17 protein-coding genes are annotated in these 20428 nt (G+C 59.6%); 5 read left to right on the top strand and 12 right to left on the bottom strand.

Annotated elements, in window-relative coordinates:
* Window positions 1–20 precede the first annotated feature (20 nt).
* The 3 genes from Thiowin_RS22745 (at window position 21) to Thiowin_RS22755 (ending at window position 3928) form a co-directional block, all read left to right on the top strand.
* The gene (locus tag Thiowin_RS22745; RefSeq protein WP_328985248.1) at window positions 21–881 is read left to right on the top strand and encodes a DedA family protein; all 861 of its coding nucleotides are present in this window, start codon (window positions 21–23) and stop codon (window positions 879–881) included.
* Between the two features lie 107 nt (window positions 882–988).
* Window positions 989–2380 carry a DUF3422 family protein gene (locus Thiowin_RS22750; protein ID WP_328988152.1) on the top strand — a complete coding sequence of 464 codons (1392 nt, stop codon included), beginning with the start codon at window positions 989–991 and terminating at the stop codon, window positions 2378–2380.
* A 102-nt stretch (window positions 2381–2482) separates the two neighbouring features.
* The gene (locus Thiowin_RS22755) at window positions 2483–3928 is read left to right on the top strand and encodes a TrkH family potassium uptake protein (RefSeq protein WP_328985249.1); all 1446 of its coding nucleotides are present in this window, start codon (window positions 2483–2485) and stop codon (window positions 3926–3928) included.
* An 18-nt stretch (window positions 3929–3946) separates the two neighbouring features.
* Here the strand turns inward: Thiowin_RS22755 and Thiowin_RS22760 are convergent, their stop codons facing one another.
* The 4 genes from Thiowin_RS22760 to Thiowin_RS22775 form a co-directional block, all read right to left on the bottom strand.
* Window positions 3947–4720 (bottom strand): hypothetical protein, encoded by a 774-nt coding sequence (locus tag Thiowin_RS22760; RefSeq protein ID WP_328985250.1) that lies wholly within the window; start codon window positions 4718–4720, stop codon window positions 3947–3949.
* A 46-nt stretch (window positions 4721–4766) separates the two neighbouring features.
* Window positions 4767–6608: a vWA domain-containing protein gene (locus Thiowin_RS22765; protein ID WP_328985251.1), complete on the bottom strand. Its 1842-nt coding sequence runs from the start codon at window positions 6606–6608 to the stop codon at window positions 4767–4769.
* Between the two features lie 98 nt (window positions 6609–6706).
* A complete protein-coding gene (locus Thiowin_RS22770) occupies window positions 6707–7390 on the bottom strand; it encodes a sensor histidine kinase (protein ID WP_328985252.1) in 684 nt (227 codons plus the stop codon).
* 13 nt (window positions 7391–7403) lie between these two features.
* On the bottom strand, window positions 7404–8981 hold the full coding sequence (locus Thiowin_RS22775) for a response regulator (RefSeq protein ID WP_328985253.1): 1578 nt from the start codon (window positions 8979–8981) through the stop codon (window positions 7404–7406).
* A gap of 543 nt (window positions 8982–9524) precedes the next feature.
* Between Thiowin_RS22775 and msrA the strand changes: the two genes are divergently transcribed.
* Both msrA and Thiowin_RS22785 read left to right on the top strand, forming a co-directional pair.
* The gene (msrA, locus tag Thiowin_RS22780; protein WP_328985254.1) at window positions 9525–10757 is read left to right on the top strand and encodes a peptide-methionine (S)-S-oxide reductase MsrA; all 1233 of its coding nucleotides are present in this window, start codon (window positions 9525–9527) and stop codon (window positions 10755–10757) included.
* Between the two features lie 152 nt (window positions 10758–10909).
* Window positions 10910–11134, top strand: a complete 225-nt coding sequence (locus Thiowin_RS22785) for a hypothetical protein (protein WP_328985255.1) — start codon at window positions 10910–10912, stop codon at window positions 11132–11134.
* 103 nt (window positions 11135–11237) lie between these two features.
* Here the strand turns inward: Thiowin_RS22785 and Thiowin_RS22790 are convergent, their stop codons facing one another.
* The 8 genes from Thiowin_RS22790 to Thiowin_RS22825 form a co-directional block, all read right to left on the bottom strand.
* Complete coding sequence (locus tag Thiowin_RS22790) at window positions 11238–12704, bottom strand: hypothetical protein (RefSeq protein ID WP_328985257.1); 1467 nt, start codon at window positions 12702–12704, stop codon at window positions 11238–11240.
* 95 nt (window positions 12705–12799) lie between these two features.
* Window positions 12800–13420, bottom strand: a complete 621-nt coding sequence (locus tag Thiowin_RS22795; protein ID WP_328985258.1) for a V-type ATP synthase subunit D — start codon at window positions 13418–13420, stop codon at window positions 12800–12802.
* Between the two features lie 4 nt (window positions 13421–13424).
* Window positions 13425–14804, bottom strand: a complete 1380-nt coding sequence (locus tag Thiowin_RS22800; RefSeq protein WP_328985259.1) for a V-type ATP synthase subunit B — start codon at window positions 14802–14804, stop codon at window positions 13425–13427.
* Complete coding sequence (locus tag Thiowin_RS22805; RefSeq protein WP_328985260.1) at window positions 14801–16615, bottom strand: V-type ATP synthase subunit A; 1815 nt, start codon at window positions 16613–16615, stop codon at window positions 14801–14803. The genes Thiowin_RS22800 and Thiowin_RS22805 overlap by 4 nt, the downstream gene beginning before the upstream one ends.
* A gap of 4 nt (window positions 16616–16619) precedes the next feature.
* Complete coding sequence (locus tag Thiowin_RS22810) at window positions 16620–17261, bottom strand: V-type ATP synthase subunit E (RefSeq protein WP_328985261.1); 642 nt, start codon at window positions 17259–17261, stop codon at window positions 16620–16622.
* A 50-nt stretch (window positions 17262–17311) separates the two neighbouring features.
* Window positions 17312–17656 carry a V-type ATP synthase subunit F gene (locus Thiowin_RS22815; protein ID WP_328985262.1) on the bottom strand — a complete coding sequence of 115 codons (345 nt, stop codon included), beginning with the start codon at window positions 17654–17656 and terminating at the stop codon, window positions 17312–17314.
* 45 nt (window positions 17657–17701) lie between these two features.
* Window positions 17702–18148, bottom strand: a complete 447-nt coding sequence (locus Thiowin_RS22820) for an ATP synthase subunit C (protein ID WP_328985263.1) — start codon at window positions 18146–18148, stop codon at window positions 17702–17704.
* Between the two features lie 239 nt (window positions 18149–18387).
* A complete protein-coding gene (locus Thiowin_RS22825) occupies window positions 18388–20274 on the bottom strand; it encodes a V-type ATP synthase subunit I (protein WP_408034249.1) in 1887 nt (628 codons plus the stop codon).
* Between the last annotated feature and the right edge of the window lie 154 nt (window positions 20275–20428).

The following is a 20428-nucleotide window of genomic DNA, read 5'->3' on the forward strand; positions in this document are numbered from 1 at the left end:
CAGAGGTCTTGATGATTCAGATGTCTTACAGCCCAGCGGCCAGGCGGTGGCCGCAAGCCGCCGCGCCACGGCTCGGCCGTCCTGCCTGGGTCAGCGCAATCTTGCTGTTGCTCGTGCTGAGCCTGGTCACCCCTCTGGCATGGGCCGCTGGCGCTTCCGCCGAAAACTCCGCCGAAAGCTCCGCCGATAGCTCCACTGGCAGCGCATCGGGGCCTGGCCCGCATCCCTCGCTGATGCAGGATGTTGGCACGGGTGTGGTACATGAACTCAAGGCCGCGGTGCATCATGTGCGCCCCCTGGTCGACCGCTATGGTTATGCGGCCGCTTTTGCCGCCATGCTGGTCGAAGGCTTTGGGGTGCCGGCGCCAGGGCAAACGCTAATGATGGCCTCGGCGTTGGAGGCCGCCGAGGGGCGGCTGAGCATCTACCTGGTGCTGGGTCTGGCCTTTCTGGCTGCCGTGCTGGGTAACACTCTGGGCTACATGATCGGCCGTTATGGTGGCACGGCTCTGTTGCGTCGGCTGCACGTGAATGAAAAACACGAGGCCAGAATCGCGCGTTTGTTCGAGCGCTTTGGCGGCAGCCTGATCCTTTTTGCGCGCTTTTTTGACGGGCTGCGGCAGCTCAACGGCATTGTGGCGGGTGTGCTAAACATGCGCCTATCCGTGTTCATGGTCTTTAATGTGCTTGGCGCTGTTCTGTATGTGACAGTCTGGGGCTTGGGGACTTTTTATTTGCGCGAGCATCTCCCGCGGATTTATGACTGGTCACAGCGGATCAATCCCTGGATCGCGGCTCTGGCGGTGCTTGGGGTGCTGCTGTTGCTCATCTACCTGCTCCGCGGGCGCAACCGGGCCGGGGTTAAGAAGCCATCCGCTTAGAACTGAACCCCGCGTCGGAGTTGAACCGGGCCTGACAGTGGCGGCGGATTCACGCGATAATGGTGGCCTGCCTGTTTCAAACCGACAACCGCCCCCAGCCTGATCCCATGTCCCTGCCCTTTCGCGACCATCCACTGCGCTATGCTCTGACCGATGAACTGCACGCGCGCACCTTCGAGCCATTGCACGCCCCAGCGCGGGTGGCCCATCTGGCGGTGCTTTGCGGGGAGCGTGGTAGCGGGCGCAATGACCAGCATCTGAAGCGACTGCTTGCTCATTTCGGCGCGCCCGTGCCGGAGACTGCCGGACAGTATCATTACGCCCGACTTGGCCACCTGCATCTGCGCTGGGAGCGGCACACGGAGTTTGTCACCTACAGCTTCGCCAGCGAGGAAGACGTCAGCCAGCCCTTCGCCCGCAGTCCGCTCGAGGATCTCCCCGCAGACTGGCTGCGGGAGATGCCGGGCGAGGTGATTAGCTCGGTGCTGCTGGTGCTGGAACCACGGGATGCACCTAAGCGTGATGCCCAGGCGCTCACGGCGTTGTTCAACGGCAATCCGGTGATCGGCTCGTTGGTGGTTGGGGGCGCCGGATTGGCTTACTCCGACATGCGCATCCATGACGATGGCCATGGCCATTTGCTGCTGCGCGACATCGGCCTGTCCGAGGCGCAGGCGGGTCGTCTGGTCAAACGCGTGCTGGAAGTCAACGCCTACCGCACCATCGCATTGCTTGGTTTGCCCTTGGCGCGCCGGGCCAATGCTCTGCTAAGCGACGCCGACCAGCGCCTGACGCAGGTCGCCAAGGCCATTGCCCGCTCCAGTGCCAGTGGCGATGCCGGTGCCAGTGCTGGTGCTGATCGCGGCCGCCGGCCCGCCGATCTTGCAGCGGCGAAAGTCTCGCTCGAGCGCGAGTTGCTGGGCGAGCTGACCGCGCTCGCCACCGAGATCGAATCCGTCGCCGCCCAGACGACCTATCGCTTTGAGGCATCCAGTGCCTATTACCGCATTGTCGAGCAACGCCTGAGGCAGTTGCGTCAGCAACGAATCGAGGGTCTGCAAACTTTCAATGAGTTCCTTGAGGCTCGCCTGGCCCCGGCAGTGGCCACCTGTGTCTCCACCGGCGAGCGTCAGCAACGCCTGGCTGAACGCGCCGGGCGGCTGATCGGGCTGCTGCGCGCACGCGTCGAGGTGAGCCTGCAGGAACAGAATCGCGGTCTGCTCGATTCCATGGACAGGCGCGCGCATCTGCAACTGCGTTTGCAGGAAACGGTCGAGGGGTTGTCGGTCATCGCCATCAGCTACTACGGCGCCGGGCTAGTGGGCTATCTGCTCAAGGGGCTGGAGGCCTCCGGTTACCCGATCAATCCAACCCTGGGTCTGGCTGTCGCCGTGCCCGCCATTGCTGGGCTGACCTGGTTGTTGCTGCATCGCACCAAACGCCATTTACGGCGCGAGACCAAACCGGATGCATCGGCCAAGCCTGTCCGGTCAGGCTAACTGGCGCGGCTGACTAGCAAGCCTGATCGGCCAAGACGAATCAGCCAAGACTGGCAGGCACCCGCGACCGGGCGAGCCGCCTGAATCAATATGGAGTCGCGGATGCACTGGCGCCCTATCATCCGGCTGTTCGGCGTCTTGCTGGCGCTCTACAGCCTAAGTTTCCTGCCCTCTCTGGGGGTCTCCCTGCTTTACGGCGATGGCCAGTGGCAAGTGTTTGGCCTGTCGGTCTTGCTCAGTGCCGGAGTCGGTGGCGTGCTCTGGTTGACGAATCTGGGTGCCAAAAGCGGCCTGTCGGTACGCGAGGGCTTTTTGATTGTCACCCTATTCTGGGTCGTGCTGGGTCTGGTCGGGGCCTTGCCCTTTTTGTTCGGTTTGCATTTGAGCCTGACCGACGCGGTGTTTGAGTCCATGTCGGGTTTTACCACCACGGGTGCGACCGTGATCATCGGACTCGATGACCTGCCCCGGTCAATTCTTTACCATCGTCAGCAAATTCAATGGCTTGGTGGTATGGGGATCATCGTGCTGGCGGTTGCCATTCTGCCGCTGATGGGCGTTGGCGGCATGCAGCTTTATCGTGCGGAGGCATCGGGGGTGGCAAAGTATGAAAAACCCACCCCACGCATGGCCGAGACCGCGCGCGCCCTGTGGCTGCTGTATGTTGGACTCACACTGACCTGCGCCCTGCTCTACTGGCTTGCCGGCATGAGCCCCTTCGACGCCATTGGCCATGCCTTCTCCACGGTCGCCACCGGCGGTTTTTCCACCCACGATGCCAGTTACAGCTATTTCGACAGCGTCACCATCGAACTCATCGCCATCATCTTCATGCTGTTGGGTGGGGTGAACTTCGTTGTTCACTTCATCGCCTGGCGCAAACATGACCTAAAAATCTATCTCACCGACCCGGAAGTACGCGCTTATGGCCTAATCTTTTTCGGCGGCGCGACCATGGTGGCGCTTGGCCTCTGGTGGAGCGGTGTCTATGGCAACGGCTGGGAGGCCGCGCGCTTCGCGGCCTTTCAGTCGGCCTCGGTGCTGACCGGCACTGGATATAGCACCGCGATCTTTGCCACCTGGCCGCTGCATGTGCCCATGATCCTAGTGATTCTGGCCTTTGTTGGTGGCTGTGGTGGCTCCACCGCGGGTGGGCTCAAGGTGCTGCGGGTGATGCTGCTGGCCAAACTCGGAGTGCGCCAGTTATTTCAGCTCGCGCATCCGCAGGCCATGGCCACCATAAAGATTGGCAAGCGCCCGGTGCGCGATGATGTGCTCTTTTCGGTCTGGGGCTTTTATGTGCTCTATATCGTCACGGCACTGCTGCTGACCGTCGCCATGATGGCCACGGGGCTGGATCTGGAGACGGCTTTCGGTGCCGTGGTGGCGACCATCAATCTGCTTGGCCCAGGGCTGGGCGAGGTGGCTGAGAGCTTCGCCAGCATGGACCCGGTGGTGAAATGGCTGGGGGTGTTCGGCATGCTTGCCGGGCGACTGGAAATCTTTACCCTACTGATTTTGTTTTTGCCGGCTTATTGGCGGCATTGAGCAGGGGTTGGTCGCCGCTCAGTCCTCCTTGGGTTTATCCTCGGTCTGAACCGAATCGAAGAGATCGGCCAGCTCCTCGGTTTCGTCCTCTTCGTTGTTGGAGAAAATCAGAGGTTCCTCATTGTCGTCTTCCGAGGCACTGTCCTCTGCCGGCGCGTCAAGATCTTCGAAATTCATTTCGCCTTCCCGTGGCTCTGAAGATAGGATGTCGTTGATCTGATCTTCCAGACTCCCTTCATCCTCGGAGTCTTCGATCACTGGGGTGGCCGCGCTCCCGTCATCCTGGTGCTGGAATTTATGAAAGGTGGCGTCGTACTCCTCCAGCAGGCGTTCGATAATCTCCTTGTTGTGCTGAAGCTGCTGGCTCAGTTCACTGTTCTCCGCCTGGAGGTTACCCATGGCCGCGCTCTCCTCGTTTGCGCTCTGCTGCAACTCCGCCCAGGGAGTGAGCACCTTACGCAATTCGTCAGGGATGTCAGCGAGGGATTTGCCGTCCTGGTTGAGGTAGATGTTGAGCATCGCATCGTAGAAAGCCTGTTCGCGCGCCAAAAACTGATCGACCGTGGTGGTGAGCTTGCGGCCCTTCAGCTGTGCATTGGCCTGAAACAAATTGGTCAGACTTTCACGACGCGAAGGCATTTCATTCTGCACGGACCGCTGCAATTCAGAGCTCTGGGTTTGCTGGCTCTGGGCGGCTTGGCGCTGGCGCCGGCGCACGATGAACAGAATGACCGCCGCGGCTAGGGCAAACTCAGCGGACATGATCAGGCTGGCAAGCTCGAGCGTTGTCATCCTGTTGGCATCCTCCTGATCGTTTGTGGGTTGTGTTGTCGCCAGGTCATTCCGCGTCCTCCTTGCCCTTTCTCTTTTTATTCCTGCTGGCCTTGTTGGATGTCTTGGCTTTCTTGGTCTTTGCGGCGGCGGGCTTGTCGGAAGGTGCGCGGGTGATCATCAACACGAGGGTCATCAGCAGGGCGAAGGCCAGGGTTCCACCACCGACCACGGCCGCGAGCAGGGTCCAGGAAATGTTTGCCTCGTCGTTGGTGTCAGGGGGATCCTGTTGTTGTCCGTCGGCGAAATCGAAGACGAAAGTCTCCTCTGGGGGCTCAAGCAGCAGGGGCTCACCGGCGACTGTTTCAGCTTTCAGGCGCGCGTTGGCGCGATAGGTGCCTGCACGGGTAATCGGAAGATCGTAGATTGCCGAGCTGTTGGTCAGGGCGTTGAACTCAAGCACAGCTTCGGAGCCCTTGGGACCGGTCAGGCGCAGATAGCCGAAGAGACTGCCGGGACGAATGAGGTCCGACTCGAATTGCAGACGAACATCCAAGCGGGCTTCCCCGGTTTGGCCTTCCGGGGGCATCTGGGGTTCATAAAGGAGCTTCAGGGGCGTGCCTATTACACGCAGGCTGCGGGTGAGCTGCCTCTTGAAGGTCGCGCTCTCAAGCAGAACTTGAAGTCTGTAAGTGCCGGTCTCGAGAGTGCCAGCCGCGACTTCCATCCGATAACTTTGGGATGCCTGGTCAAGTGGTAGGATCAGTGATAGGGCGGGGATGTTTGCAGCCTCGGATGTGGACGCGGAGAGACCAGGATCAGCGGCGTTCAGCGCTGGAGCCGGCGCTTCGGCATCCCCGGCACCAAGATCGAAAACGACTTTGGCGGTCGCCAGCTCAAGGAAGTCCAGAATCTTGATCGGGGCGCCTTTTTCCGTTGGCCAGACGTCGAGAATAAAACTCGCCTGGGCGGGAATAGTGTTTGGTAAGGGCTCCATGGCCAGGTTGAGGTCAGTCAGGACCGCAACTCGATTATCCGGATCCAGGCTGCCCTGCAGTTCCCACTCGCCGGATGAAGGAGCGGTGATTGTGACCAGATCGTAATCCAACGCGTCGTTCCAGCTGATCTTGGTTTTTCCATCCAGTGGAATACGCCCGGCGGTGATGGTCTCACCTGTTGGAGTGATCAGGGAAACAGGTGAGCCTGGGGCGCGGAAAGCCAAGAGTGTAAACTCGCGTACGCCCGAGTCAATCGTGAAACGATTACCTTCGATTGGAACTGTGGTGGGAGCGGCGGATTGCTCAAGCATGCGCAGGAAGGCGCGCTGCAGGGCCGCGGCGTTGTCGGCCACCTCGAGCCAGCCTCCAGTTTGCGCGGTGAGCGCCTCGACCAGTGCCGCGTCGACCTGATCGGACAAGGCCACCACATGGGTTTTTACCTTGAGGTTTTGCAACCGGGCAATGGTGGTGTCCATGATGCGCCGGCGCGAGGCGGCATCACTATCTTCACCAGAGGCATCTGGCTCGCCGTCGGGGACATCGACCAGGCCATCGGTGAGCAGGACCAAATGACGCTCTTGATTGGCCGCGGGCGGCTCGGACCAGCCCTCAAGCGCGGTATTGATGGCTGCCTCGATATCGGTGAAATTGCCGTTGGAGTGGATGCGTCGCAGGCGGCCGCGGGTCTGTGCCTTCCAGGCATCATCGACCGTGCCAGAAGCAACCAATGGCTCGGGGCGATTTGCGAACAGCCACACTCCAGCCTTGCTACCACCCGGCAGCAACTCGCTGACCAGTCGCAGCGCGGGCACGCGCAGATTTTGCGGATCGTTTTCCCGCATGCTGCCAGAGACATCAATCAGGAAGCGCAAATCGCTGCTGGCTTGCAGCTCGGAAGCGGTTGTCAGCATAACTAGGCTGACAGCGACGATGCCGAAGGCGAGGCTCCTGAAGCGAAATAATCGAGGCATGACGGAAATTGTCCGGACGGTTCGGTGTTTGTGCTGGTCTAAGGCAACCAGAGTTCGAAACAGCCGCCGGGCAGGTTGCAGCCGTTCCTGACCTCAATGTGCCCTTTGCGTTCGCCAGAGCGGTGCAAGTCGCTAATCTTTTCCGCAAACAGCAAGCCTAGCCGGGTGCGGCCCGAGGCTCGCGGATTGCCCATCAGGAGTTGCTCGTTGGTGCCGCCGCGGTGGAGCAGCTCAGACGGGAAGCCCCGGCCGTCGTCCTCAATGCGGATCACCAGAAAGCCCGATTCCTCGCGTGCGGAAAGATGAATATTTTTACCCGCGTAACGTCTAGCATTGCCAATGGTGCTGTCGATGACGCTGCGAACCATTTCCAGATCAAAAAAACCGCTCAGCATGGGATCGCATTCATAGCTGAGCTCGATACCCAATGCGTGACAAACGGCTTGATTGTTCGCCATGCACTCGAGGAAAAGCTCCTCGAGATTATGCTCGTCGACATCGACCGTCAGGCCGTCATCGCCAAGCTTGTACAGCGACAGCAATTGCACCAGATTATGGTTCACGCGCTGTACTTCATGCTGGAGCAGGCTCGCCTGTCGCGGATCGGCAAAGGTGTTTTCCTCGTTGCCTATCATCTCGGCGAGGGTGGTCGATATCAGGCTCAAGGAGTTCTTGATGTCATGAATTGAGGACGCGAGCATGTCGGAAAAATCCATCGCCATAGTGAACTCTCACTTACCTTGTCATCAACCGCTGGAGGCGCGCAGAGATGTCGGTCAGACGCCAGTCATCAGGCGCCGCGGCACGGACATGCTCGACATAACCGCGAACCAAACGGATGTCTTCTGCCTGTGCGCCTTTCTGTTCGATTTTCATGATGATCGCCTTGGCCACATTGAGATTCAAGGTTTTGTTGCCAGGCATTTCATCGGCGGCCTTGCGCAACAGTTTGATGGCGGCGTCATATTCGCCCTGTTTAATCATGCGGACACCGGCATTGTTAACCTTGATGATCTCCGCCTGGACTTTTTGGATGCTCTTGTCGGCGGCCTCGGCCATGCCAGCGCTCTTGCAGACTTGCTTGACCTGCGCGAGAAAAGCATCGTCATCATGATTGTTAGCGATGGAACTCTGTAGCATGGCCTCTGCTTTGTCTTGTCGGCCGATTTTTACGTAGGCTTTAACCATCTCCAAACCAAGCTCGGAAGCTTGGGCCCCGCTGGCTTCTTCCATGGCTTTCTCGGCGATTGCCAGGGCCGCGGCAGCCTCTTTGAGTTTGCCTTGGTTGGCCTTGATCATGGCGTCAGCCGTTGCCTGAAAGAACTCAACTTCTTCATGATCGGAAAAATTGCGTCCAAGTTCGCTGACCACCTTGATAGCCTCAGTGTGTCGACCATTCGCGGTGAGTGACTTGGCCAAACCACTGTGGATGGAAGGATGGTTGTATCGGGAATACTTGGCCAGATTCACCGCGCGACCAAAAGCCTTTTCCGCTGTCTCGGTATTGCCAATGTTTAAGGCGACCTTGCCGAGTTTGATCTGACGCTTCAGTCCGCGGGGCGATAGCTGTGCGGCCTGTTCCAGCACCTTCTCGGACTCTTCCACCCGGCCCTGTGCCATTAGGGTGTTGGCCAGGACGTCGTAGGCTTGAATCATGTTGCGATCCGCGCTAATGAGCGCTCGCAGGGTGGATTCTGCCTGGGTATAGTTTTTTCTTAACAGTTGAACTCTGCCCGAGCCCAGTCGCGCCCAGCGGATGTCCCGGTCATTGAGAACACTTTGATAAACTTTAAGCGCATCCTCTAGCTGGTTGCTGCTAATCAAGGCTTCAGCCTTGATTTTGAGAAGTTCCAGGCGGTTTTTCGGCTCGTTGGCCAAAAGCGTGTTGATTTCATTGATGGCTTTCGTGTAATCCTTGGCAGTCAACGCTTGATTCACCCCTGATAGCTGCGCCTTCTGCTGAAGGAGCTTTTCAAGCCGGGTTCTCAGGAGTTCGGAGGTAAAGGGCTTGGTCAGATAACTGTCGGGCACATATTCGATTGCAGCCATCACCATCTCGCGGGTGTTTTCCGCTGTCAGCATCACGTAAATGGTATCGACACCAATCAGGCCAAGCTCACGCGCCTCTTCCAGGATCTGCTGACCGTCCTTGCCTTCGCCCAGGTTGTAATCGCACAGGATGATATCGGGCCGGCGCTTCTGCAGGATGGCCAGCGCCTCGTTGCCCGTCGCGGCCAGGTCAAAGTTAGTGACCCCCAGAGATCGCAGAATGCCTCGCAGTACCGAGCGCATGTCAGCGAAATCATCGACCACAAGAAAATGCTTTTGACTAAGGGTTGGTGCCATTCCGAGTCATGTCCAATGGCTGAGTCGGCAGGCCTGATTGCGCTGCGACAATATCTTAATGGAGCCGGGAAAGGAAAAATAGCTTAAGAATAAACCCTAAGCTACCGTAGCGCGAGCCAGAATCCCTTTACTGGGCAGATCTTGTTCCAATTGTATTCGCCTGGCTTGCGCCTTGCGTGTACATAGACGTTTTTGACAAAAACCAAACCGATGTGAAGGTGCGCGAAAATGACCCAAGGCAGGCCATGTTGCAGATAGTTTAACGATTTCCTCTTGGTTCGTGGCCTGGTTGAATGCTTGGGTTTGGCCCGCATGCTCGCATCATAGAGGATTGGAAATTAACAAGAGGACATGCCGATGACTAGGGGATTCAAAACCCGATATCCTGCTTCCAGGGACGGCAGAGGACTGTTAGCTCGGATCGCCTTGCCGGGCGGCGGCCTCCTCTTGGGCGCCACGCTCTTGGTTTCGGGACTCATCTTCGCGCAATCGCCGGGGAAAACCTTGCCCGTGGCTGAACCCGTGGCTGAAAAGGCTGAACAAATTACCCTGGGCATGGGCTGCTTCTGGGGTGCCGAGAAACGCATGTCCGAGCTGCCTGGTGTCATCGATGTTGTCAGCGGCTTCGCCGGTGGCGAGCGGTCCAACCCAAGTTATCGGCAAATATTGGCCGATGAACGACGCGGGAGGCAGAAAAATCATGCCGAGGTGGTTCGGGTGACCTTCGACACGGGCCAAACCAGTCTTGAGCGGGTTTTGGCGGGGTTTTGGGAACACCATGATCCAACTCAGGGCAACCGTCAAGGCAATGATATTGGCTCGAATTATCGCAGCGCCATCTATTTCGTCACGCCCGCGCAGGAAGCTGTCGCGCAGCGCACCAAAGCGCGGTATCAGCTTGCCTTGAGCGCGGCCGGTTACGGTGCCATTACCACCGAGATCCGGCCGCTTGCAACCTTTTATCCCGCCGAGGAAGAGCATCAGGACTACCTCAGAAAGAATCCCGATGGCTACTGCGGTCTCGGCGGTACGGGCATCCGCTATCCCATGGAGACCGGGGCCGCTGCGGAGGCGACGGTCGAACCTAAGCAGGGCGAGCCGCCTCTGAGTGGCGGCGATCTAGAGGCCGAACGCCAACTGATCGTTTTCGAGGCCGAGGGTTGTGGCTACTGCGCGCTTTTTCAGACAGAGGTGCTTGCCCACTGGGAGTCTCCGGTGCCCGTGCGCAGCACCCGGTCCGCCCGGCCGCCAACTGGTTGGAAACTGGCTGAACCGCTTTGGGCTACCCCCACCATGGTGCTGTTCGAGAATGGCCATGAAAGAGCACGCTATACCGGCTATAGTGGCGATGCCGCCGGCTTTTGGCGTTGGCTCGCGCAGCTGACTCTCAGCCCGGAGACATTTGACATTGCCTACGCGCAAGCCACCGAGGCGCCCTATACCGGTGCGCTGCTCGACAACCGCCGCCCCGGTACTTACGTGGACCCGGTGACTGGCGTCGCGCTGTTTCGCAGCGATGCCAAGTACAAAAGCGGTACCGGGTGGCCGAGTTTTTTTCAGCCTATTGATGGGGCGGTGACCATGCATCAGGATTCCAGCCACGGCATGCGCCGTGTCGAGGTACGGAGCGCCAGCTCTGGTATCCACCTGGGTCATGTGTTTGATGATGGCCCGCCACCTACGGGGAAACGCTATTGCATCAATAGCGGTGTGCTGCGCTTTGTGCCCGACCAAGAACTGTAGCAACCTCCTGCCAAAACCGGGCGCGATGAGATACGCTAAGACGTTCGCAGCCTAGGAGTCAGTTGCATTCTACTGGCTGCGTTCATATCAGTCATTCTCATCAAATCATCGGTGCCGGCTGTTCTGGGCGCCGTTTAGCGAAGGTTCCCGCAATGCCCAAACATCGTATCGGCTGCAAGACCATGCACGACGCCGTCGTGGTTGGCAGCATTTTCATGGCCGCCGGCGTCATTATGATGGTTGTCGGCAAGACGCTGGTGCCCCAGGTTGCTTTTCTGGATATTCTTGTACAGGTACTTGGTGGTCTCTTGTTGCTTTTTGTGCCCTTTATTCTGATCGCAACCTTCTTGCGTACCTCGGCGGAGCGCAATGAGTAACATGATCCGCGCTCGTGAACCTCACGCCTTCAACGCCGGATGGGCGCGCTTGCTCCGAGGTTGTTGAAGCCGCCCATCCCTGGCGGCATCGGGTGAGCGGATTTTAAAAGTAATAGCCGAAATTGATATTGAAGCGATAGTTCCAGTGGTCGTTGGCATTGACGCCGAAGTCGCCCGCGCCCAGAGTCGGTGAGTAGATGTTGCTATAGGCTTCGGCATTGCCATCCTTGTTCTCGCTACCGACAAAGTAATTGCCGTCGGAGAAGGCAAGATCGGTGTAGATGTACCAGTTTCGACGTGCCCAGGCGGCTCCCAGAGTGACCAGTTGGCTGTCGTTGAAGTGACTGCCTTCCTTCACGATGCTGCTGTACTCGACATAGGGACGGACGTAATCGAGCCAGGGGATGTGACCCGTGGTGTGCTTGTAGCTTAGTGAAATTGCCGGTATCCAGGCATCGCTCGCCACCGGCCAGGCGAAGTCATAGGCGCCCATGGGAACCAATTCGTCGGTGCCAAGCAGGTTGCTATTGTCAACATGGATCCGATAACGGGTGATTTGGCTTGCCAGCAGCCAGTTCTTCCAACTGTTGGTCATATGCGCGGATGCCGCCCAATGGTGACCGTCATCGGCGCGCCGGCCTTTGATCTGTCCGTATTGCAGTGAAACGCCGATCTTGGTAGCGACGGCGCCCTCAATACCATAGATGGCGCGAATATTGAATTGATTGCGTTCTTCATACCCGTTTGGTGATGCACTGATCACATCGCCCTTGAGGTCGATGGCCGAGTCCCAGGTCAGGATGTCATAGCTGTAGCGCGCGCTATCCTGGCTGGTGCCGTTGCCATTCCATTCACTGCGCGCATAGTAGGCAAGATCCAGCGCCCAATCACCCAGGCTGGTACTGTATTTGATGCCGAGATCCATGTCATCGCTCAGACCAACGTAGTAGTGCTGGTCGAAAAACCAACTCTGAGAGACGCCATAAGGGCCGGGACCGAAGGGTACGCGGTTCACGCCCACTTGCACCTGACTGCCGTCGTCGAAATCCCATCCAAGCCAGCCGGTGTGCAAAAAGTTGTAGCCGTCATACCAGCGGTATTCAAGCTTTCCGACCAACTGGTTGTATTTCAAATCCATGTTGATACGGAAAGTGTCCAGCGTCATGTTGCCCGCATTGCCGCCGCGCGACGGACCGTCACCGCCGCCAGGGTAGCTGCCAAGAGTGTAGTTAGCGCGAATGGCCCCCCCGACCGTCAAGGGTCCCAGGGTGATCTTCTCGGCCGGCGCCGGCGTTGCAGTCGCTGTTGGGCTTGTTTGGATCGCGGCCAGTTCGGCTTGCGCCTCGGTAGCCTCGCTGGTGGCGGCTGACAGGGCTTGCTGGGCCTCGGCAAGTTGGCGCTGCAACTCGGCAACGCGTCGCTCAAGCTCGGCGGTGGAGGTGCTGGCGAGGGCGCCAGTGGCGGTAAGCAGCAGCGTCAGGCCGGTCGCGCCCAAGGCTAGTTGCTGCCGGGAGCGGCGGCCCACCATGGGCACTGCCGGGGTGGCAGGAGTTTGCAGGAAAAAAGTCATAAGCGTTCAGGTTGGGTAAATATCGTCGCGGAATTACAACGATACCACCAAACCTACTACGCCTTGTTGCTTGGATGCAACCGCCAGGACTGGATTTAATCCGCTTGCTCGCGCAGAATCTTTACTTGAAACAGGGTGTTGCGCTCTTCTTCCTCGAGTGTCGATTGAATGAAATGCAGCGTGCGCCGATAGAGCGGGATAATGTTGTATTTGAGAGCGTTCACGCGCTTCTGTGCCTTGCGCTGCTCTTCCATCAGGCGGTGGAGAGCGATTTCCACCTCGGCCAGATTGGCCAGCACAGCAGCTGCTTCGGCGAGTTCCCGACAGGTGGCATCGAAGCTGGCATCCGTACCCAACAGCCCAGCCGGCTTCAGGGGTAGTGGCGAGGCCTGAACCGATGGATATTCCACGCCCAGACTGCGGCGTGGCAATATGTTGACTTCCAGTGCCGGACTCGCCCCAAGCGCGGCTTGGTGCATGGCGCGGCTGCCCATGCGCAGATGGGTGATACCAAGAAAGCGATAGGCCTCCTTGAGCTTGGCCTCGGACTCCGCGCGCAAGCGCCTGTATTCGCCAATGCGCTCATAAACCAGACGCGTTAAAAGCTCGCGCTTGCGCTCAAGCAGATCATGGCCATCTTCCAGGAACCGGGTCTGCTTTTTGAGTGCAAGCAGAGTGTTCTTGGTGGGCGGAACCCGGAGAAGTTGTTGAGCCATGGTGTTAGGCCGAGCCCTGATAGTACTTGGCGACCTCGGTCTCGGACAGGCGCGTGAGCATGTCGCGCGGGAACTTGCTCATCAGCTCCCAGGCGAGGTTCAAGGTGGCCTCGATCGAACGGTCTTCGGATTCACCCTGACCGACAAACTGCTTGTCAAAATCATCAGCGAATTTCAAATACCGCCGGTCCCGTTCGGAGAGTTCATCGGCGCCGATGATAGAGGCCAGATTACGGGTCTCAAGCGCCCGGGCGTAAAGGGCGTAGAGTTGCGCGGCGACATGGGGATGATCCTCGCGGGTGTCGTCCTTGCCGATGCCGTCCTTCATCAGACGTGACAGGCTGGGCGAGATGTGCACCGGTGGGTAGACGCCCTGATTGTGCAGTTCGCGCGAAAGCACGATCTGACCCTCGGTGATGTAGCCGGTCAGGTCAGGAATCGGGTGGGTGATGTCATCCGAGGGCATGGACACCACCGGCACCATGGTGATGGAGCCGTGGCGATTGTGGATGCGCCCGCAGCGTTCGTAGATCTCGGCCAGATCCGAGTACAGATAACCGGGATAACCCTTGCGCGCCGGTACATCGCCCTTGGCGGTCGCCACTTCGCGCAGTGCCTCGGCGTAGTAGGTCATGTCGGTCATCACCACCAGAACGTGGCGGTCAAGTTCGTAGGCGAGATACTCGGCCGCGGTCAGCGCGGTGCGCGGCAAGGTCAGGCGCTCGACCGGCGGGTCGTCGGCAAGATTGACGAACATCACCACATTGCGCAGCACGCCAGAGCTGGCAAACTCATCGCGGAAGAACTTGGCGTCGGCGTAGGATACGCCCATGGCCGCGAACACAACCGAGAAGCTTGAGTCTTCGTCCTTGAGCCTGGCCTGACGCACGATCTGCGCCGCGAGCCGGTTGTGCGGCAGACCAGAACCTGAAAAAATCGGCAGCTTCTGGCCGCGCACCAAGGAGTTCAGCCCATCAATCGTTGAGATACCGGTCTGGATGAACTCGCGCGGATAGGTGCGCGCCGCCGGATTGATGGCCGAGCCACTCACCGCGCGTCGCAGGTTTGACAGGACCGGCGGGCGCCCGTCGCGCGGCTCGCCCAAGCCATTGAACTCGCGCCCGAGCAGCTCAGGGGACAAGGCGATTTCCACTGGCTGGTCGAGAAAGCGCACCCAAATGCCGGATAGGTCCAGATCGTCCGTGCCTTCAAACACCAGAATCAGGACTTCGTCATCCGCCGCCCGAATCACTTGGCCATCGCGGGTTGCGCCGCGATCATCGGTAATGCGCACCCGATCACCAAAGGCAACCCCGGGGGTGTCGCGCACGACGATCAGTCCGCCGCGCGCTTCGCTGGCAGTGCGGTATTCCTTGATGCTCATGAGTGTTCCGCCTGTTTGGCGTATTCCAGTCGGATGGTTTCAAATGCCTGTTCAATCTCGCGCCCAAGTGCGCGAATGCTCTCGACCTGGTCGCTGTTGTACATGGATTTGCAGCGGCGGACCTTGGCCAGCTGTGGCATGTTCTGCAGCTCGCTGACCGGGACGCCAAGCGCGATCAGGTCGGCGCCCTGGTCATAAATCGCCAGCACCAGGTCGAGCAAGGCGAATTGTTTACGCGGTGAGCAGAAGGTATCGATCTCATCGAGTGCGCTCTGCTGCAAGACGCCCTCCTTGACCAGAGACGCACCCTCCAACTCCCAGCGCTGGGTGTCGGACAGTGCCTCGGGGCCGACCAGATTGACGATGCGCGAGAGCTCGGCGTCCCTTGCCAGCAGCCCTAAAGCTTGTCCGCGCCGCTGTTCCCAAGACGGATCGACCTGTTCGTGCCACCACTCGGCGGCTGTGTGCACATGGGCCGAGAAGCTGGTGACCCAGTCGATGCTGGGATAATGACGCGCATCGGCCAGTTCTTTCGACAGCGCCCAGAAGGTTTCGATAATGTCCTTGGTGTGGCTGGTGACCGGCTCGGAGAAGTCGCCACCGGGCGGCGATACGGCACCGATGAGTGTCACCGATCCGGACCCGGCGTCATAGGTTTCCACCCGTCCGGCGCGCTCGTAGACGGCCGCCAGTCGCGAAGCCAGATAGGCCGGGTAGCCTTCTTCCACCGGCATTTGCCCCAGGCGCCCGGAGACCTCGCGCAGCGCCTCGGCCCAGCGGCTGGTGGAATCCGCCAGCATGACCACGTCATAGCCCATGTCGCGGTAGTACTCGGCCATGGTCAGCCCGATGTAAATGGACGCCTCGCGCGCCACCACCGGCATGTTGGAGGTGTTGGCCACCAACAGGGTTTTTTCCATCAGCTTGCGGCCAGTGTAGGGATCCTCGAGCTGAGGGAAGGTCTCGAGCACATCGACCAGCTCGTTGCCGCGCTCGCCGCAGCCGACGTAAATCACGATATCGGCATTCGACCAACGTGCCACCTGCTGCTGCACCACCGTCTTGCCGGCGCCGAAAGGCCCTGGTACCGCGCCCTTGCCGCCCTTGAGCTGAGGAAAAAAGCTATCGATGACGCGTTGCCCGGTGATCAGTGGCGAAATACCATCATCGCGCTTGCTGTAAGGACGCGGACGGCGCACCGGCCAGCGGTGATACAGACTCAAGCGCTGGCTGCGTCCGGGCAGATTTGGCCCCTGTCCGGGCACACGCACCTGAGCGATGGTGGATTCGATGTCGTAAGAGCCCGCCGGCGCCAGTTCGCTAAGCTCGCCGCGAATACCCGGCGGCACCAGAATTTTGTGCGTAATGGTGGCGGTTTCCTGCACGGTGCCAAGCACAGTGCCGGTGCCGATCTGGGCGCCGAGTTCCAGTGTTGTATTGGGCTCGAACTCCCACTGTTTGGAGCGATCCAGCGCCGGCAGCGCCAGGCCGCGGCGAATGTAATCGCCGGATTCAATCGCGATTTTTTCCAGAGGACGTTGCACGCCGTCGAAAATGCCACCCAGCAGACCCGGACCCAACTCGGCCGATAGCGGCCAGCCGAGACCGATGGCTGGCTCACCGGGGCGCACGCCATCGGTGCTCTCGTAGGTTTGCACCACGGCCTGCTCGCCTCTTAAGGAAATGACCTCGCCGATCAGGCCCAGCTCGCCAATTTTTACCTGCTCGCCACTGCGCACGCCCGGTAGATCGATGGTGACAATGGGGCCATTGATTTCGCGCACTCGACCACTGCGTTGAGTCTCAGTCATGGTATCAGCCACCGAAGATGTTGCCGGTATCGAAGCCGCTCGGCAGCAGACGTTCGAGAATGGTCTGCTGGACGCGGGTGCCAAGGCGCGCGAGTCGGCCCTCGAAAGTATTGTCCACCCGGATGCGTTGATCGGCGCTAACGATCAGCACTCCGGCCAGAGTATCGATGGGATCGCTCGCGAGGCGCACCGCGGTGCCCTCGGGAAATGCGCCGGTGATGCGCTCCCAGTGTGCCTTGAGTTGCTTGAGGTCGCGTGCATTGGCATGGACTTCCAGCTCCTGCTGTTCAATCTCGCGCGCGGCGGTGCTGATGAATCCGCTCAGGGTCTCGAGATAGATGTTTTCATCATCGGCGTGAGCGAGCATGCGCTCGGTTAGTCGCGCCTCGACATTGCGCACCAGATTCCAGCGCGTGCGATCGAGGTCGCTCTGCATTTTGAGCTCCTGCGCCTGCACCTGCTGGCGGAAGCTGCGCTCGCCGAGAGACTTGGCGATACTGTCCTCACGCTCCTCGCGCAGGCGTAGCTTCTCTGCCGCCTCGCGAAGAATGGCATCGCGACTGCGCTCGCCGCGATCACGGTATTCCCGCGCCAGGCGCTCGGCGCGCGCGAGTATGGCTTGTTCGAGGTCTTGTGCTTGATTCACGGTCGAGCCTGTGTGGGGCAGTGGCCAGTGGTTAGTGGCCAGTGGTTAGTCTATTGTTGCAGGTTCGAGCCGCCGAACATGGCGCTCAGGCGCGCGGCGACATCGCTGTACAGCCGCGGGTCGGCCTGCAGGCGTGGCACGGAGATGACCACAATGCGCCCGCCCTCGCGTCGTACCTGTTGCAGGCCCGGTATATCGGCCCGCATCAGATCATCATCGACGATCACGTAGGCACGGGCGCGCTCGCGCTGTAATTCCCGCAGACGCTTATCGACCTCCTCGGGCGTGGGATCGGGATGGGTCTCAAAGCCGATCAGCCGAAACCCATCCGCCAACGCCTGCTCGCCAAGGAAAAGCATGCGTGTCTGCGCATTGAGTGACAGTATCTCACTCATGCGATCAAACCGGGCCAAAAAAGCGTAGTGATCATTGGCAGGCTATCAGATGCGGTTCAGCAACAGGATACTCATGACCAGCCCGTAGATGGCGATACCCTCGGCCAGACCAAGGAAGATCAGACTGCGACCGAGGGCTTCGGGACGTTCCATGACCGCGGCCAGGGAGGCAGCGCCGATGGGGCCAACCGCGATGCCCGCGCCGATGGTCGAAAGCCCGGTGGGGATGCCGACACCAAGAATAGCCAAACCCATGCCGGTGGAGATCTCGACCGCCTGAGTCGCGGCCTCGCCGGCCTCGGCCATGACATCACCGATGCCCAGTACCAGAATGCCGATCAGGGCGCCAAAAAAACCGAGCAGTTGGGTGCTGAGCACAGGCTTGAACCAGGTTCGGGTGCGCGCCGCCTGTGCCGGTCGGAACTCCAGATAGAGGCCGCTCGCCACCAGCGAGAAGATGGCCAGGGACATCAGAACAACGAGCCAGTACATGTGAGCGACTCCTTAAAGTCAGAGTGAAGAAGTTAGGAAGATGAAGAAGTTAAGAAGAGAAATGGCAACAGCCTTCAGACATCGCCGCTCGTGGCATATCCTCAACTTTCTCGTCTTAGCTTCCTCGCCGATGGCGCTAAATATTGCCGGGCCACCTCCGTCGTGCTGTTACTGACTGACCGAATGATTAACTCATCACGCTTTACTTTCTTCAGCTGTGCTAACCACCTCTTAACTTCTTAACTTCTTAACTTCTTAACTTCCCCAAACCGCAGCGGGGCAAATTCATGACCATCACCCGAGAAATAGCGTGAAAATCCTTCGTAATACTGCAACCGCATCACCTGGATCATCACAATGCCGCCTTCAAGCACCAGGATAAAGAGGTTGCCAAGGATCAGGGTCACTATGGTACCAAAGGTGCCGAGCATGTCGGCGAGCGTGAAAATGGCAATGGCCAGGGCTGCATGGTTGAGGCTGAACGCGGAGACGCGCAGAAAGGACAGGGTATTGGACAGGTAGACGATCACAGTGTCCAGGGTCTCGATGAAAACCACCAGCATTTTCTCACCGACCGGCCCGGACAGGTGTCGCCATTGATGCACCGCCAGGGTCGCGAGCGAACCCAGGACGATCACCCCTGGCCAGAGGCCAAAGCCGCCACGGGTTGCCAGGTTCCAACCGCCGGTCAGAAAACCTAAATAGAACAGCAGATTGACCAGGCCATGTGGCGCCAGTAGAGCACCCTGAATGTTGCCGACGGCAAAGCGGTTGTAAATACCGAGCGAACAGGCGGCGATGATAAAGACTATGCCCCAGACCAGCGCGACCTTGAGCAGGGTGATGGGATCTTGCAGGGGAGGCATCCACAGCGCCGGCAGCCAATGCTCGACGCCAAAGATGCTGCCGAAGACAAAGCCGAACAGCATTGAGGAGACACCGGCGGCCATGCCAAAGGCCGCGAAATTTTTGAGCTTGGCGCGCGCCAGATAAGCCGCCAGCGCGATCACTGCGCCATGGCCGACATCACCAAACATCATGCCGAACATGAGTAGAAAGGTCACCGCGAACAGCGGCGTGGGGTCGATCTCGCCGTATTGCGGGATGCCATACTGCTTGACCAGGGTCGAGAAGGGGGCAAGTAGTCGATTGTGTGTGGGCACCGTGGGCACCAGCGGGCGCTCGGCGGCGGTAGGGCGGCGGGTCTCAAGGGCGAAAGGCAGCTGCAGATGGGCGCCTAGGTTCTCTCGCAGTCGCTCGATGGCGCGTGTTGGCACCCAGCCACAGAGCACCGCCAGGCTTTTTACCCCATGAATGGACGGGTCCAGGGTCACCAGCGGTTCGGCCAGCAACAGCATCCGGCGCGCGTCGAGCAGTTGCTCGCAATGTTTGGTTCGCAAGTCGACGAGTCTTTGTTTGAGTGCGCCCCGGCGTGCTTCAAGTGCTTGGTGGCGAGCGCGGAAATCGGCTTCCAACTGCTCCGGAGTCTTATCGGTAATGCCCTCGGGAATCGGCAGCGCCTGAAAGCCGGCGGAACTCAGCACCGAGGCCAGTTGCTTCTCGCGCTCGCCGCTAGGGCCGATGATGACCACATGGGCGTGATTATCGCGTTGTAGGAAATGTAGCAGCAGATGTCCGGCCAAAGCCACCGCGCCCTCGAGTCGGCTGACATTTTCGCGCGGCACCAGACCAATGTAGAAATCAAGAAAGCGGGTCTTGCGCTTGAGCGCCCCTAGGTCGACATTGAGATTGGCGAAGTTCTCGAGCGCTGCCTCCTGTTCGCGCAGCACCCGTTCTTCCTCGTCAAGGCGGCGGAAGTCCTCCTCCAGACGCGAAGCGTCTTCCCACAGGGTGCCGAGCTGCTGATTGAGTGCCGCGAGGTCGTCATGATCGATCACCCGTGTCTGGCCCGGCTCAGGACTGTCCTCAAGCTCAAGGATGCGGGCGATCTTGTCCAGGCGCGAGCGCGCCATGGCAAAGGTCTCGCGATAGTCACGGCCTGGCGGGTTTGCCAGCGCTTGTTCCTCTGGCGGACGGGTGTCGGGATGAAACTGTGCGGTCTCAGCCAGCGCCAGGGATGCGCGTGGCAGATCCTCGGCCATCAGCATCAGGCGCACATGCTGCATCGGCAGCGGCAACAGGCGCGGGCGGGTATCGTCCTCGACCTCCCCGCGGATGAGTTGCCACAGCCAGGAGAGTCCGGCGCCCAAATGGCAGGCGAGATCGTTGGCCAAGCGAGCGGCCTGTCTGGCGGCGACGGCAGAGGCGGAGTTCAGGCGC

Source organism: Thiorhodovibrio winogradskyi (assembly GCF_036208045.1).
GTDB classification, from domain to species: Bacteria; Pseudomonadota; Gammaproteobacteria; order Chromatiales; family Chromatiaceae; genus Thiorhodovibrio; species Thiorhodovibrio winogradskyi.

Coding starts and splice junctions, on each gene's coding strand:
- Thiowin_RS22745 (WP_328985248.1), top strand. CDS start 21: ATGTCTTACAGCCCAGCGGCCAGGCGGTGGCCGCAAGCCGCCGCGCCA.
- Thiowin_RS22750 (WP_328988152.1), top strand. CDS start 989: ATGTCCCTGCCCTTTCGCGACCATCCACTGCGCTATGCTCTGACCGAT.
- Thiowin_RS22755 (WP_328985249.1), top strand. CDS start 2,483: ATGCACTGGCGCCCTATCATCCGGCTGTTCGGCGTCTTGCTGGCGCTC.
- Thiowin_RS22760 (WP_328985250.1), bottom strand. CDS start 4,720: ATGACAACGCTCGAGCTTGCCAGCCTGATCATGTCCGCTGAGTTTGCC.
- Thiowin_RS22765 (WP_328985251.1), bottom strand. CDS start 6,608: ATGCTGACAACCGCTTCCGAGCTGCAAGCCAGCAGCGATTTGCGCTTC.
- Thiowin_RS22770 (WP_328985252.1), bottom strand. CDS start 7,390: ATGGCGATGGATTTTTCCGACATGCTCGCGTCCTCAATTCATGACATC.
- Thiowin_RS22785 (WP_328985255.1), top strand. CDS start 10,910: ATGCCCAAACATCGTATCGGCTGCAAGACCATGCACGACGCCGTCGTG.
- Thiowin_RS22790 (WP_328985257.1), bottom strand. CDS start 12,704: ATGACTTTTTTCCTGCAAACTCCTGCCACCCCGGCAGTGCCCATGGTG.
- Thiowin_RS22795 (WP_328985258.1), bottom strand. CDS start 13,420: ATGGCTCAACAACTTCTCCGGGTTCCGCCCACCAAGAACACTCTGCTT.
- Thiowin_RS22800 (WP_328985259.1), bottom strand. CDS start 14,804: ATGAGCATCAAGGAATACCGCACTGCCAGCGAAGCGCGCGGCGGACTG.
- Thiowin_RS22805 (WP_328985260.1), bottom strand. CDS start 16,615: ATGACTGAGACTCAACGCAGTGGTCGAGTGCGCGAAATCAATGGCCCC.
- Thiowin_RS22815 (WP_328985262.1), bottom strand. CDS start 17,656: ATGAGTGAGATACTGTCACTCAATGCGCAGACACGCATGCTTTTCCTT.
- Thiowin_RS22820 (WP_328985263.1), bottom strand. CDS start 18,148: ATGTACTGGCTCGTTGTTCTGATGTCCCTGGCCATCTTCTCGCTGGTG.
- Thiowin_RS22825 (WP_408034249.1), bottom strand. CDS start 20,274: ATGCAGCATGTGCGCCTGATGCTGATGGCCGAGGATCTGCCACGCGCA.